Genomic DNA, 13902 nt, shown 5'->3' on the forward strand with positions numbered 1-13902 from the left:
TTGAAATTCTAATGGTTCAAATCAGAAATTATTCGTATTTCGCTGGGAAGATCGCAGAATTTTGTCAAGCGGCGCGCCAGACAGTAAACTACGCGCCAGATCTGGAACCCATTAGGAATTGAATCGTGACGATTAAACTGATTGTCGGCCTCGCCAACCCCGGCGCAGAGTATGCGGCCACCCGCCACAACGCCGGGGCATGGTACGTCGATCTGCTGGCCGAGCGGTTACGTGCTCCCCTGCGTGAAGAACCTAAATTCTTCGGGTATACCTCACGTATCAACCTTGCTGGCGCGGATGTTCGTTTACTGGTGCCCACCACCTTTATGAACCTGAGTGGTAAAGCGGTGGCGGCAATGGCAACGTTTTATCGCATCAATCCGGATGAAATCCTGGTCGCACACGATGAGCTGGATCTCCCGCCCGGCGTGGCAAAATTCAAGCTGGGCGGCGGGCACGGCGGCCACAACGGCCTCAAAGACATCATCAGCAAGCTGGGCAATAACCCGAATTTCCACCGTTTGCGCGTTGGAATCGGCCATCCGGGCGATAAAAACAAAGTTGTCGGTTTCGTACTCGGTAAGCCCCCGGTTTCTGAGCAGAAACTGATTGACGAGGCGGTAGACGAAGCGGCGCGCTGCACTGAAATCTGGCTGAAAGATGGGTTAACCAAAGCGACAAACCGCTTACACGCTTTCAAAGCGCAATAATCCGCCCGATTCGGCTTTTTTACCGCGCGTCATGCGGGTTACGTGTATAATAGGCGTAGTTATTTACTTTTCATCAATCGGTTATCGTTAACGGATTGATTATCAAGATATTAAGGTGATTTAGAAATGGGATTCAAATGCGGTATCGTCGGTCTGCCAAACGTGGGCAAATCCACCCTGTTTAACGCGCTTACCAAAGCGGGTATCGAAGCGGCGAACTTCCCGTTCTGTACCATCGAACCTAACACCGGCGTTGTGCCAATGCCGGACCCGCGTCTGGACCAGCTCGCGGAAATCGTTAAGCCGCAGCGCATTCTGCCAACCACCATGGAATTCGTGGACATCGCGGGCCTGGTAAAAGGCGCATCCAAAGGTGAAGGCCTGGGTAACCAGTTCCTGACCAACATTCGTGAAACCGAAGCGATCGGCCACGTTGTGCGCTGCTTCGAGAACGACAACATCATCCACGTTAACAACAAAGTGGATCCGGCTGACGACATCGACGTCATCAACACCGAGCTGGCGCTCTCTGACCTCGACACCTGCGAACGCGCTATTCACCGCGTGCAGAAGAAAGCCAAAGGCGGCGACAAGGACGCGAAAGCGGAACTGGCTGCGCTGGAAAAATGTCTGCCACAGCTTGAAAATGCGGGCATGCTGCGCGCGCTGAAAAACCTGACTGAAGAAGACAAGGCGGCGATCAAATACCTGAGCTTCCTGACCCTGAAGCCAACCATGTACATCGCCAACGTTAACGAAGACGGTTTTGAGAACAACCCGTACCTCGACAAAGTGCGTGAAATCGCGGCGGCTGAAGGTTCTGTGGTTGTGGCGGTTTGCGCTGCCGTTGAATCCGACATCGCTGAGCTGGACGACGCCGACCGTGAAGAGTTCATGGCCGAGCTGGGTCTGGAAGAGCCTGGCCTGAACCGCGTGATCCGCGCGGGCTATGAGCTGCTGAACCTGCAGACCTACTTCACCGCTGGTGTAAAAGAAGTGCGTGCGTGGACGATCCCTGTGGGTGCGACAGCTCCTCAGGCGGCCGGTAAGATCCACACCGACTTCGAGAAAGGCTTCATTCGTGCGCAGACTATCGCGTTTGAAGACTTCATCACCTACAAGGGTGAGCAAGGTGCGAAAGAAGCAGGCAAGATGCGTGCGGAAGGGAAAGACTACATCGTTAAAGATGGCGATGTGATGAACTTCCTGTTTAACGTTTGATTGGTTTTGAATGAAAAAAATCCACGCTTTGGCGTGGATTTTTATTCCGAGATAAATTCCCCGGTTAATACTAAATTTAAAAAATCCCTTCTTTGAGAGGATGATCTTTTATTCCTCCCCAAGGGTCATTTAGCAAAAACTTAGCAGCAATAGCTTCTTTTGCCGGCACAAGAGTGAAATTATAATAAATTTCATCTCCTTCACAAATCTCATAAAAGAGTGAATAAACTTCATCGTTCACATCTATATTTAAATCGAATTTCTCAGTTGCAGAAGCGATTTGCAGCTTATCTTTATCCGTAATGAAAAATGGCACAACAATACAGCGCTGAGCATTTTCATCCGATTTGAAAGCATTCTCTATTTTGATATTGACGTTTGCTCCAAACGCGTCCTCTGGTAATGGATCGAATATAACATAATCCTTGTGTAGAACAGCACCTTGAGAAACATTGCCTTTTCCCCACTGACTCAGCTTTTCGTCATACTCTCGGGATCGTAACACTATTTGACTATGTGAAATCAGTAGATCAACTATTTGTATTTTTTTATCATTCATAACATTACCTCGATTTTTATTATCGTTCTACCGATAATGTGAGGCCAGGCCATCAAAAACAAAATGCCTGTGATATTTTTGAAGGTGTTAATGAGTGGCTGTAATACGAAATCTGACAGGGGAAGCATCCTTCCCCTTGATGCTCAAATATTGGTCAGGATATTATCGACAAGCTCAAACCCTGAAACCCCCATTGTTGTATAATTAGGGTATTCGGCAACAGATAACCGCCTGATTTCGTCCTCTCCATTATACAAACCACCAGCATAATTAAATATTTTCAATTGTTTTTTTTCTTCTGTAAGATCAGTGTGACCAATAATTTTCCAGACGCCTTTGCTGATATTTTGGTTACCTGTAAAGATAATTTTTGTCTCTTTACCAAACTTTTCAAAACTTAGCGGTGCTAATGAACCGCTATCAATAAGTTCTTCAGTCTGCTGTATTGATAATATGCAGAACCCTATTGCTTGCTTAAATTTTTTACTTGGAGCAAAAACAATATGACAAATCGCATATTTCCCATTGCTCAATGGAATGACAAAGATGTCACCCTCTTTGTATTTTACTTTCATAAGCCATTACCTTTCAGAATTGATAACGCATCGTTCAATACTTTTCCACCCCAATCACTGCTATGACCCGCAATATCATATGTGCTAGCATTTGGGTTATTAGGACTATACGATCTGATTTTATTGAGGAGATTTGTTAAGGAATTCGTTGACTTAGCTCCACCATTAAGATCCATAATTCTTTGTTCCAAGTATTTAGCTTCAGCTTTGGTCAAATTATTATCAAATATGGTCAGCTGTTCCAAATGCGATTTACCCGGTGTATTCGCATGGCTATTCAAACGTGTTGGTGCATCCCCACGTCCAACATAGATAATATTTTTTCCATCGTGTAGCACATACAACCCTTGTCCATTTACAGGATCATAATTTTTGCCTGTCCCCCCAGCCCTACGTGTAGAAGGTAAACCCTTACAAGGTGTTAGACCTAAAGGATCTGTCCAGATTATAGGATTAGGAGCATAGCTGTAAAGATTTAACCCGCCATTTAACCCTATCGGGTCCTGCTGCGTAAACCGCCCGCAGTCCGGGTCATAATAACGGAACAGATTGTAGTGCAGCCCTGTCTCACGGTCCAGGTATTGCCCCTGCATGCGCAGGTTCTGAGAATATCCTGATACCTGCGTCTCGATTTCCCGCAGCAGCTTGCCCCAGGCGCTGTTCACCCCTTCCCAGCGCACCTGCCCTTCGATATCCGTCATCCGCTCCGGTGTGCCGTTGGGCTGGCAGTGGAACCAGAAGATCTCCGGAGCATTAATGCCATCAATACGCGCCAGCGGATCGTAGCTGTCCTGATCGCTGTAGACGTAGGTGAGCGGCACATCCCCGTGCACCTCCTGCAGCAGGCGGAACCCTTCCCAGACAAACCGGGTGGTGACCGGCTTGCCGGTTGGCTGTCCGCCCAGAATCTGGCGTCGCGTTTTGCTGATGCGTCGCCCGAGCGGATCGTAGCGGAAGCTGACCTGCGTCTGCGGCTTGTTGCGGTCCCGCGGCTGGCTGATGACCTCCGTCAGGCGATGCTCACCGTCGTAGCGGTAGTGCCAGCGGGTCTGGCCGTTATCTTTTTCCACGGTGCGGCCGTGGATGTCATAGCGCCAGCGAATGCCGTTCAGCTGCGTCAGGCGGTTGTGCGTGACCTTCTCAGCAGCCCCTCCAGCGGGTTACCGGCTGCATCCCAGCGCCACTGCTCCTGTCCGGGCAGCGTGCCGTCCTGAACCAGCAGACGCCCGGTGCTGTCGTACTGCCAGCGGTACCAGCTGAACGGGTTATCGTCCCGCTCTTCCCGCACCTGGTTATTGCGGTAGTCGTAATCCAAGCGGCGGGACCAGCGGCGCGGCGACGGGCGCTGCCGGTAAAGACGTCCAGGCGATGCAGTCGGCCAAGACGATCGTATTCGCTGCGGGTGGTCAGCAGCCACGGGGCTATTCTCAGGGTGGGGATGTTCGTCGCGAATATAACGACCGCTAAGGGTAAGCAAGGTGCAAAAAAGCAAGCAAGATACGTGCGGAAGGGAAAGATTAAATCGTTAAAGATAGCGATGTGATGAACTTCTTGTTTAACGTTTGATTTGTTTTGAATGAAAAAAAATCCGCGCCTTGGCGTAGTTTTTTTTGTGCGTGATCTATCAATAGATAACGAGTTTGCCCACTGGCCAAATACCTGACCATCCACAGGGCATATGCCCAGCTTCATAAACATTAATTAATCCGTCAAAAAAGAATGGCTCTTGAAGAAAAGTGCTATACGCATCTTCAAGCAAGTAATTCACAAGGTCCCATTTTAAGTTCTCAGTCATTGAGCCTTTCTCATACTCCGGGAAGGTTATTTTTGGGATAATATCATTCTCCACAACATTCTTAGCTTCTTTAACTAAAGAATTCCAGCACTGATATTTGTTAGTTTTTTTTGCGAGATAATCCGTTATTTCATTACCAACCGCCAAGGTGGTACTTTCCCATTCATCGCTATTCAATTCTTTTATAAACAAACTAAGGCACTGAGCCTGAATAACACCAGGGAGTGTCGTTGCCACACCAAGACTAACAAACCAATTAATATTATTTAACCTATGTATTGCTAACTGGGATATCTTCATGCTTTAACCTGAATTATTCTACATGGGCTCCTAGGTACTTTCATACCACCAAGCCTGTCATGCTGCTTTATAATAAAACCCTATGGTTTGCGTCACAGAGATTTATTAAAAATATGAATACCGAAATAACAGCAATCGAATTAAATAAATCGATTGATTTTTTAAAAATTCTTTAAGAAAGATCCTCTTCTGCTACTAATCCGTTAACAAAATTGGCAAATGAATTTGTCAGATATCTTTGAAGTTTTCTGTGATTCTCTTGCATAGTCAAATTCTCATCAAAAGAATCCGTAGCAAAATATATAATTGAGTAATTATCTAAATCCAGGCAGAAGAAATTCCCTCCCCAATCATTTGCGAAAGGAAGCAGGTTTTTAGGAATCACTTCCCTATCTACCATGCTGATATAGCAACCGTCAATTAAAGATCCAGGGTCATCATTTGTCTGACCATTATGAAAAAACGGCTTAAACGCAGCCACCTCTACTGGCTCAAAATCTTCATCACCGTCCCACCAACTTTTCTCTGGAGTGCCACCATTAAATTGCAGATAATGTGAAACGAAATCATCCGGAAGAGTAATAGATAATTTCTCTTCCGTTTTAGCAATATCTGCAAGTCCGATATTTTTTTCACAGTTACTGATATTATTCATGCGTATATGTCTTAATAATAATTCTTCTTATGCAATTATGTGGAACACGCTTACTCTAACTGTTTAAGTAACGTAAAAAAGCCAGGTCTTCACGCTCTTTTACATAAATAAAATTCAAGATATTTTTTATGTCTATGCTTAAAAGCACGCTCTTTGCCGTAGTTATAAGCATCGTTGAAATATTTATACGCTTCATCGAATTGATTCAACTCGTAACAGACAATGCCGAGGTCGATTGATGGTGCAGTGTCTATATTCGATCCACGTGTGCGCAACGTCGTCTCTCCCCATTTCTTCGCCTCATCGTAATCCTCAAGATCAAAGTAAGCGCTGTACATGCACGCAGCGATCCAGTTAGCAAATTCCGATTCAAACTTTGGCTCAGGAAGAGCTTGCCAGGCTTTTTGGTATTGTTCTAAAGCTTCGGCGTATTTTTGGTTGTCGTGAAACTCGTTTCCTTTTTCTACAAAAGATGTAACTCTTTTTTCATCGAATTTATAGCATACGTTTTTCATATATTTATTCATTATCATTCGAAAAGAGACCTCCTTGCCTATATAAAAGGGATATAAGCGATAAATGCCTTCAGAAGCATGGAGGTCTCTAAAAGAGTAAGTTTTATTATTAACTAACCAAAAAAGAAATATTTAAAAGCTTCTACCTCAACATCCTTAAGCTTGCTTTTCAGCATTAAATCGATATCTTCCAGAAAGTCCTCTCTGAAATTAAAATCATCATCTGTAGCATCACCATCATATTTACTTTGTTCTATCTCAATGGCAGAACAAAAAGCATCCAAAAAGTCAGCTAACGAATTGGAAATAATGAAATTTCTTTTTTGAATACTACCATAAACAGGAGATGTAATATTTTGGGTATCACAAAAAAGAACATCTCCATTTCTTTCAGCAAAGATTATATATTCATCGCGCCAGGTCGTGTCATTTTGAACTCGCCAGCCTGATAACATTTCATTAAGCTCTTGGGACTCAACAATCTGTATAAAGAAAGTACCATCAAATGTTGGGTGGTCATTTAAAATCAAATGGCTATAGAAAAACCGAATTTCGCCATTTAAATTCACTGGAAAAGAAGTTTCATTTTCATCGTCTGTATAGTCAATCTCTCCCATATTTAAATCATTCATTTTGAATTTGAAAACAAAGTTTTGAACAATACTTTTTATACGCATCATTCCTCTTTCACAGTTAATATTATTGATTACTTTTAAATCACTGTGTTTGATAGTTGAAAAAACACCCCATAACCCAAGGAATTTCTTCGCACCATTTAAAAAAGAAAATAAAGAATCAATAATGGCACGACGCCATCCATTATTGAGGAAACTTATTGCCCTTTCTCATCTTCTGAAAGACTCCACCAATCTGCAACATCATTAATTCTATGATTTAATGACATCAAATCATAAATAACTAATGTAGCAGTATCTGTTTGTATGTTTATAATCCTTCTCATTACATAATAAAAGAGAGTGTTAATTTTAATAATCGGTAAAGTGAAACCACCATCCCGCGCCCGGTCTTTTTAAAATTCGACTTTTGACAAGCCAATCATAACACGTTACGATAAAATAAATAACATCGACCCTCACAGTCAGAAAAAATAAAAGGCCAGAAAACACCTCCCGGCCTAGTAAATATATTAGTTAACTATACTTTCTATAGATTTTATAACGCTTTTATAGAATTGAATCGACTCTTCACCGATTGGTATATTCTCAGTTGGTGAGTCAATTGTTACGCCATGCTCATCATATATTTTATTTCTGACAGGGTTTTTAAAATAATGTTGTGGTAAGATATCCACTTCGCTCGTTTCGATAGTTTTAAATGTTACGAAGTAACCGTTTTTCCAGCATGAATTATCAGTAATGATTGGCGGCAATAGCAAATTATCTTTTGCCAATACAGCATCTTCTTGAAGCGAAGATGTAAAATAGTCATATATATATATAACTATAGCATTTTTGAATGGACCGACATCTATTTTACCCAAGGAGACCATACCATAGCCTAATCGACCATCATTTAACTGAAAGTAAAAAAAATCACCTTGTTTAGGCCATTTTTTTTGCCTTTCATTTCCTGACACTACTGTTAATCTGTCGGCCATTTTACATTAATCCCATTATTTTTAAGCCAATTTTCGCCCCACGAAACAGCATCTGAGTATAACTTCCTTGTCGGACTTATGCTATTTATAGAGTTCTCAAAATGAGGGTTGTTGTGAATAACTGCTTGTTCTATGCTCCGCGCATGACCGCGATTTAACGGTTCTTCAGTAATTCTAACTAATTTGTCGAACCTTTCACCATGCTGCACAGCACGGATATCTACATCCTTACTGATACCTACATAGACAGGTTTACCGTCTCTATATCCTAAATAAACATGGGTGTTATTCCCACCTTTTGCCTTTCTTTTAATCCAGTCAGCAAAAGACATGTTTCTCACTGACCGTTTAGGACTCCCATTTTTGCAAGCGGTTAAACCTATAGGATCCACCCACCCCAGCGCATTTGGCGCATACTGGTAAAGGTTTATCCCCCCCGCCAGCCCTATCGGGTCCTGCTGCGTAAACCGCCCGCAGTCCGGGTCATAATACCGGAACAGATTGTAGTGCAGCCCTGTCTCACGGTCCAGGTATTGCCCCTGCATGCGCAGGTTCTGAGAATATCCTGATACCTGCGTCTCGCTTTCCCGCAGCAGTTTGCCCCAGGCGCTGTTCACCCCTTCCCAGCGCACCTGCCCTTCGATATCCGTCATCCGCTCCGGCGTGCCGTTGGGCTGGCAGTGGAACCAGAAGATCTCCGGGGAATCAACTCCATCAATACGCGCCAGAGGATCGTAGCTGTCCTGATCGCTGTAGACGTAGGTCAGCGGCACATCCCCGTGCACCTCCTGCAGCAGACGGAACCCTTCCCAGACAAACCGGGTGGTCACCGGCTTGCCGGTTGGCTGTCCGCCCAGTATCTGGCGTCGCGTTTTGCTGATGCGTCGCCCGAGCGGATCGTAGCGGAAGCTGACCTGCGTCTGCGGCTTGTTGCGGTCCCGCGGCTGGCTGATGACCTCCGTCAGGCGATGCTCACCGTCGTAGCGGTAGTGCCAGCGGGTCTGGCCGTTATCTTTTTCCACGGTGCGGCCGTGGATGTCATAACGCCAGCGAATGCCGTTCAGCTGCGTCAGGCGGTTGTGCGTGACCTTCTCAGCGGAACCTTCGAGCGGGTTACCGGCAGCGTCCCAGCGCCACTGCTCCTGTCCGGGCAGCGTGCCGTCCTGAACGAGCAGGCGCCCGGCGCTGTCGTACTGCCAGCGGTACCAGCTGAACGGGTTATCGTCCCGCTCTTCCCGCACCAGGTTATTGCGGTAGTCGTAATCCCAGCGGCGGGACCAGCGGCGCGGCGACGGGCGCTGGGCATTGCCGGTAAAGACGTCCCGGCGATGCAGTCGGCCAAGACGATCGTATTCGCTGCGGGTGGTCAGCAGCCCCTGAGTGCGGCTGGTCTCCCGGTGGAGTTCGTCGCGGGTAAAGTCGGAGACCGACAGCTTATCGAGAGCAATGCTGAGCAGATGCCCGCTGCCGTAGTAAAACTGCTTGAGCTCGCGGCCATCGGGAAGCGTGATAGAGGTGCGGTTGCCCAGCGCGTCATACTCCCACGCCAGCTCGCCGTGCTCGCCCGCCTCGCGCGTCACGCGACCAAGCGCGTCATACTCAAAGGCCAGCTCCTGCTCTGCCGCGGTGGTCCACGCGTCGGCTGAAAGCGCAGGATGAAGCCCTATCCGGCTTAACAGCCCGGAGGGAGTGTAGTGGTAGCGTGTCTGCCCTTCCGGCGTGGTACGGGCGACCAGCTGGCCGCTCGCGCTCCAGGCGAAGGCATGGGTGATGGCCTCAGGATGACCGGCGGCAAACGTGCGTGCTATCGTGCGTCCGCAGGCGTCATAGCGATACTGCGAGGCTACGCCATCGAGCCCCACCTCTTCCAGCAGCAGCGAGTCCGCGCCCCAGCGGAACTGATACGCTTCGCCGTTTTCATTTTCCAGGGCAATCAGACGCCCGCGGCTGTCCCAGCGGCGACGGACCTCTTCACCCTGGGTATTACGCGTCGCGGTTAATCGCCCTGCCTCATCGTATCTGAACTCACTTTCCTTACCGTCGGCGCCCGCATGCTTCACCGGCAGGCCGCGTTCGTTCCATTTGAGCGATTCCGTCCAGCCTTCCGGGCGATCGAGCTGCACCGGACGCCCTGCGGCGTCGTAGCGATATCGCGTCTCTTCCCCGTCGGCGCCAGTCTCGGCCACCAGCCAGCCCAGCGGGTGATAGCGGTAGCGGGTAATACGCCCGGAACAGTCCGTCGAACGAACGATCTGCCCGGCCTCGTTGTACTCCTGGTAGCGGCTGTTTCCGGCGGCATCGACCTCTTCAACGACCTGGCCGAACTCGTCCCGGCGCAGCTGCGTGGTCTGCCCCATCGGGTCCACCACGCGTTTCAGCCCGTGATGTTCGTCGTACCAGAACCGGGTGGCGCTGCCGTCGGCTTCGATAATGGCCGCGGGAAGCGCGCGGTGCTCCAGCCAGGCGGTGGTGCGGGTATTGCCGTCGGCGTCGATCTCCTGAACCCGGTTGCCCATGTCGTCGTAGACGAAGGTAACGGCATTGCCGAGCGGATCGATGCGGCGCGTCAGAAGCTCGTTCTCGTTCCACTCGTAGCGCCAGTTTTCACCGCGCTCGTCAACGTAGCGGACGATCAGATTCTGCGCGTTCCAGTAGTGGCGGCGCGTCTGGCCGTCGTAGTGCTCGACGGTCGTCAGCCCGGCGGCTAAATCGTAGTTAAAGCGGCACCCGTCGCCGGTGCTGGTGCGGTTTTCCACCACGCGCCAGTGGTCGAATTTTTTCCAGCGGTATTCGCTCTCCAGACCGCCCGGCATCCGGTGCCAGACCATCAGCCCGTGCTCGTTATAGCGGTATTCACGCGTCACCACGCCGGAGGCATCCGTCGCGCTCGCCAGCTGGCCGCGCGCGTCGTAGCCCCACTGCATCAGCGGCCATGACTGGCTGCCGTCGAAATGGCTGGCTGCGGTAACGCGCTGCGGGAAACGTTCATCTTCGTAGCGCAGGGTGACGTCTATCGCCCGCGGCTCGTCGTGAAGGCCGACCAGCCTGCCGTGCTCGTCCCACTCCGTCAGCAGCGCGTTGCCGTATTCGTCGCTGAGGGAGGCGAGACGCAGGATAGATGGATTCGCCCGGGTCGGTTTATACAGACGCCACACCGCGCCGTCATCATCGGCAATCGCCACGTCGCCGCTCTCATTGCGGCGGATAATGATGCCTTCGCTGATGCTGTAAAACGCGCGGTCGACAGGCGGCAGCTCGAAGCTCAGCTCGCGCCCGGTTTCGTCGAACCAGGTGGCGTTGTTGTCTTCCAGCGCCAGATAGCTGTCAAAGGTGGTTGCCCAGCCCAGACCGAACAGCCCTTCCCGGGTGGTCAGGCTGTTGTAGCTGCGCTGCCAGCGAAGCGGAAAGCGCCCCGGCAGCGAGAAATCGAGCTCGTCGTCGTCATTCAGCACCTTCACGCCGGTGGCGGCGTGAACCGGGTGCGAGGAGCCAAACACGGCATTTACCGCCATATCGGCCAGCATCCCGCCGCCAGCCGCCGCCAGCGCGCATGGCATGTTTTTCAGGATCTTGCCCGGACGCCCGCGCAGCAGGGAGAGCGCAATCATCCCCAGCGCCAGACCCGGCGTTTTACCGCTTTTGATATCGCGAACCGTGAGCGTGTCCCCGCCGATGATCACGTTCGGGGAGACGTCGTCGGAAACGGTGCCTTCGCATGTGGTGCGATCTTTCGCGCGCACCGCGGGCTGCCCGTTGATGAAGACGCTTTTAGAGCCTTCCGCCAGATACTGCGGCCCGGAGTGCTTTTCGCACGCCACCTTGTCCTCTTCCAGCGGTGAGGTTCCCGCGGCGGCAGAGGCCACGCTCGGCTGCCACATTTCGCTGCCAAACTGTCCGGCGGCTGAAAGCAGCATGCCCGCGTAATCGGCAAAGCTGCCCGGCGACTGCGGCTCAGGAGACGGCGTATCGGCGGGCGTCAGCGTGCCTGCCGCGCGCGCGGCGGGGATTGCGTTGGTGAGAACGTTACTGGAACCGGTAGTGATTTTACCCGCGGGCGAAGGCGGGAAAAGCGCATTACCTAATCCTTCCGCGGCGTTGCTGATATCGTCGGTGATCCCCGCCACGTTCGCCAGCACGCCACCGATAATCCCGCTTAACAGACAGCTGGATCCTATTGCCGCCACGCCCGCTGCGGCCGCCCCTGCGCCCAGCAATGGCGCCGCTACGGTTGCAGCTGCGCCTACCGCCGCGCCGATCACCGCATAGGCGGCACCTTCCGCCACAATGCTGGTGATGTCAGCAAAAATGCTGGAGTGAATAATCTCGTCGCCCTTACGGGCCGCGTTGTTATCGCTCATGCCTTACACATTCCGGTTGTCGTTTAGCGTCAGACTCTGCTTAAGCGCGCTCCAGCGCACCTCGTCCTCTTCGGTGAATGCCCTGAGTGCCGAGAGGGTAAAAATCATCAATACCGGTTTACCCGGCGTCTGCACGGCCAGCTGTTTTTGCCACAGGCGCTGCCCGTTACGGTCAAAGGTGGTCTCAACTTCCAGCCCGTTAATTTTTCCGTCAGGCCCGGCTTTTACGTTCCGGAATTCGCTCTGGGCAATTTCGCCCATCTGAGGACGCAGCACATCCCACTGGCGGTGGAACTCTTGTTCATAGTTGCTGCCATCGGGGATAACGCCGCGGCTGACCACCACGGACAGCCCGCTTTCGTCATCGCGAATAATGTTCATGCTGTTATCCTGCCAGGCAGCAGGAAAAAGGGAAAACGAACCTTCCTGGAGGGTGTATTTCATAAGTGAACTCGGGATGATTAATATTGTGAGAAACAAAAAGGCCAATCCATGCTGGCCCTCTGGCTGGCTGTTTTATTATTTACGCCATTGAGCTGACTGTTCGACTAAAACATGGCCGCCTTTGCTGACAACCAATTTCGCGGGTGCATACGTCACGGTGTAAGCGATATCGCCATTCTCGTACGTTGAGCCGATTATTCTACCTGCGGAGTCGTGCAACGTTTTTCCCTTTAAGGAGATCGTACTGTTATCACTTTTGCGCACGCCAAGGTAAACCATCTGGTCACATTTGCTATCAAAATGGCCGCACCTGTTAATCAGAGAAATAGCGAATTTTTCGGTATCCAGTTTTCTGGTTTCAGCGTTATGAACCGAAGCGGCTTTATGTAACATATAACGCTGCGGAGCATAATAATTTCCATTTTGAGGAGGAGTAGCTAAACGCCATTCCATTTCACTCCCCTTTATTTCCAGAACAGCACGGCCCTCTGGGCCGCCAAACGATGAGTTGAATTCAATATTGGCACGATTGCCAGCGATCGTACCGGTAAGATTACGCTCATCATCTTCCGGGCAATCTATGCGGTTTCCTTTCTGGGATATATAGCAATAAGACCCGGTGATACGGTTGCCTGATTCAGCTAACCGCAGGGTTAACGTCGAGTCGTCCCCGAATTCGCCAGACCACTCCCCGTCAAACGCAAGATCTGACTGGCTGTTCGTTGCAAAATGCATCGCATTGAATCTGGCAGCCCACTGCTGAATATCGGCATTAATAACCGGGCTATTATCTGAAGACTGGTAATGAATAACGTCCGACTCCGGAACCACCCAGGCCGCAAAGATTTTGCCGTCAGGATCGATAACCAGCGCTGACGCGTTCTCCAGATAGAGATCTTTTAGCCAGCCTTCAACAAACAATCCGCCACCTGTGGTGGTATGCGGTTCACCGAAGACATCAAAGTTATCAATAAAGGTCTGGTAATGATTTCCCAGCAACGTTCTGAGACTGTCTGTTACTTCTCTGTCGTTAACGATGCGGCTAACCGTTTCGAGCTTATTGTATTGCGATAATTCAAGCGCCGATGACGCTTCAACGACGCCAGCCAATAAAGCTGTGCACAATACGGCTGCCAGATATTTTTTGGTCAT

At 49.9% G+C, this 13902-nt stretch carries 13 protein-coding genes and 1 pseudogene; 2 read left to right on the plus strand and 12 right to left on the minus strand.

The features are described from left to right. Window positions 1–125: 125 nt before the first annotated feature. Window positions 126–710: an aminoacyl-tRNA hydrolase gene (gene pth, locus ACERY3_RS09255; RefSeq protein WP_023336005.1), complete on the plus strand. Its 585-nt coding sequence runs from the start codon at window positions 126–128 to the stop codon at window positions 708–710. Between the two features lie 126 nt (window positions 711–836). Further along, a complete protein-coding gene (gene ychF / locus ACERY3_RS09260) occupies window positions 837–1931 on the plus strand; it encodes a redox-regulated ATPase YchF (RefSeq protein WP_010432886.1) in 1095 nt (364 codons plus the stop codon). 76 nt (window positions 1932–2007) lie between these two features. Here ychF and comJ read toward each other — a convergent pair whose 3' ends face one another. From comJ to ACERY3_RS09320, 12 genes and pseudogenes are all read right to left on the minus strand, one after another. Beyond that, window positions 2008–2490, minus strand: coding sequence for a competence protein ComJ (gene comJ, locus ACERY3_RS09265; protein WP_373225500.1), 483 nt, complete (start codon window positions 2488–2490; stop codon window positions 2008–2010). 143 nt (window positions 2491–2633) lie between these two features. After that, the gene (locus ACERY3_RS09270; protein ID WP_319876219.1) at window positions 2634–3065 is read right to left on the minus strand and encodes an immunity 26/phosphotriesterase HocA family protein; all 432 of its coding nucleotides are present in this window, start codon (window positions 3063–3065) and stop codon (window positions 2634–2636) included. A gap of 419 nt (window positions 3066–3484) precedes the next feature. Beyond that, window positions 3485–4478, minus strand: a pseudogene (locus ACERY3_RS09275) (RHS repeat domain-containing protein); the annotation flags it as partial. A gap of 211 nt (window positions 4479–4689) precedes the next feature. Then, window positions 4690–5160 (minus strand): hypothetical protein, encoded by a 471-nt coding sequence (locus ACERY3_RS09280; protein WP_058841352.1) that lies wholly within the window; start codon window positions 5158–5160, stop codon window positions 4690–4692. 172 nt (window positions 5161–5332) lie between these two features. After that, window positions 5333–5815, minus strand: coding sequence for an SMI1/KNR4 family protein (locus ACERY3_RS09285; protein ID WP_319876220.1), 483 nt, complete (start codon window positions 5813–5815; stop codon window positions 5333–5335). Window positions 5816–5904: 89 nt separating this feature from the next. Continuing rightward, window positions 5905–6348: a hypothetical protein gene (locus ACERY3_RS09290; protein ID WP_233423232.1), complete on the minus strand. Its 444-nt coding sequence runs from the start codon at window positions 6346–6348 to the stop codon at window positions 5905–5907. A gap of 95 nt (window positions 6349–6443) precedes the next feature. Continuing rightward, window positions 6444–7010 (minus strand): hypothetical protein, encoded by a 567-nt coding sequence (locus tag ACERY3_RS09295; RefSeq protein ID WP_233423511.1) that lies wholly within the window; start codon window positions 7008–7010, stop codon window positions 6444–6446. 152 nt (window positions 7011–7162) lie between these two features. Next, window positions 7163–7291 carry a DUF6386 family protein gene (locus ACERY3_RS09300; protein ID WP_373225501.1) on the minus strand — a complete coding sequence of 43 codons (129 nt, stop codon included), beginning with the start codon at window positions 7289–7291 and terminating at the stop codon, window positions 7163–7165. Window positions 7292–7477: 186 nt separating this feature from the next. Next, on the minus strand, window positions 7478–7948 hold the full coding sequence (locus tag ACERY3_RS09305) for an Imm26 family immunity protein (RefSeq protein ID WP_319876221.1): 471 nt from the start codon (window positions 7946–7948) through the stop codon (window positions 7478–7480). After that, window positions 7933–12306 (minus strand): RHS repeat-associated core domain-containing protein, encoded by a 4374-nt coding sequence (locus ACERY3_RS09310; protein WP_373225502.1) that lies wholly within the window; start codon window positions 12304–12306, stop codon window positions 7933–7935. The genes ACERY3_RS09305 and ACERY3_RS09310 overlap by 16 nt, the downstream gene beginning before the upstream one ends. Before the next feature lie 3 nt (window positions 12307–12309). Continuing rightward, window positions 12310–12750, minus strand: a complete 441-nt coding sequence (locus ACERY3_RS09315; RefSeq protein ID WP_319876223.1) for a DcrB-related protein — start codon at window positions 12748–12750, stop codon at window positions 12310–12312. A 75-nt stretch (window positions 12751–12825) separates the two neighbouring features. Then, window positions 12826–13902, minus strand: coding sequence for a hypothetical protein (locus ACERY3_RS09320; protein ID WP_373225503.1), 1077 nt, complete (start codon window positions 13900–13902; stop codon window positions 12826–12828).

The organism is Enterobacter cloacae complex sp. ESBL7, assembly GCF_041679625.1.
GTDB classification, from domain to species: domain Bacteria; phylum Pseudomonadota; class Gammaproteobacteria; order Enterobacterales; family Enterobacteriaceae; genus Enterobacter; species Enterobacter asburiae_B.

Bases quoted from the DNA above. Each gene is read 5' to 3' on its own strand.
- comJ (WP_373225500.1), bottom strand. From the start codon at position 2,490: ATGAATGATAAAAAAATACAAATAGTTGATCTACTGATTTCACATAGT.
- ACERY3_RS09320 (WP_373225503.1), bottom strand. From the start codon at position 13,902: ATGACCAAAAAATATCTGGCAGCCGTATTGTGCACAGCTTTATTGGCT.
- ACERY3_RS09290 (WP_233423232.1), bottom strand. From the start codon at position 6,348: ATGATAATGAATAAATATATGAAAAACGTATGCTATAAATTCGATGAA.
- ACERY3_RS09285 (WP_319876220.1), bottom strand. From the start codon at position 5,815: ATGAATAATATCAGTAACTGTGAAAAAAATATCGGACTTGCAGATATT.
- ACERY3_RS09310 (WP_373225502.1), bottom strand. From the start codon at position 12,306: ATGAGCGATAACAACGCGGCCCGTAAGGGCGACGAGATTATTCACTCC.
- ACERY3_RS09270 (WP_319876219.1), bottom strand. From the start codon at position 3,065: ATGAAAGTAAAATACAAAGAGGGTGACATCTTTGTCATTCCATTGAGC.
- ACERY3_RS09315 (WP_319876223.1), bottom strand. From the start codon at position 12,750: ATGAAATACACCCTCCAGGAAGGTTCGTTTTCCCTTTTTCCTGCTGCC.
- ychF (WP_010432886.1), top strand. From the start codon at position 837: ATGGGATTCAAATGCGGTATCGTCGGTCTGCCAAACGTGGGCAAATCC.
- ACERY3_RS09305 (WP_319876221.1), bottom strand. From the start codon at position 7,948: ATGGCCGACAGATTAACAGTAGTGTCAGGAAATGAAAGGCAAAAAAAA.
- ACERY3_RS09300 (WP_373225501.1), bottom strand. From the start codon at position 7,291: ATGAGAAGGATTATAAACATACAAACAGATACTGCTACATTAGTTATT.
- ACERY3_RS09280 (WP_058841352.1), bottom strand. From the start codon at position 5,160: ATGAAGATATCCCAGTTAGCAATACATAGGTTAAATAATATTAATTGG.
- ACERY3_RS09295 (WP_233423511.1), bottom strand. From the start codon at position 7,010: ATGATGCGTATAAAAAGTATTGTTCAAAACTTTGTTTTCAAATTCAAA.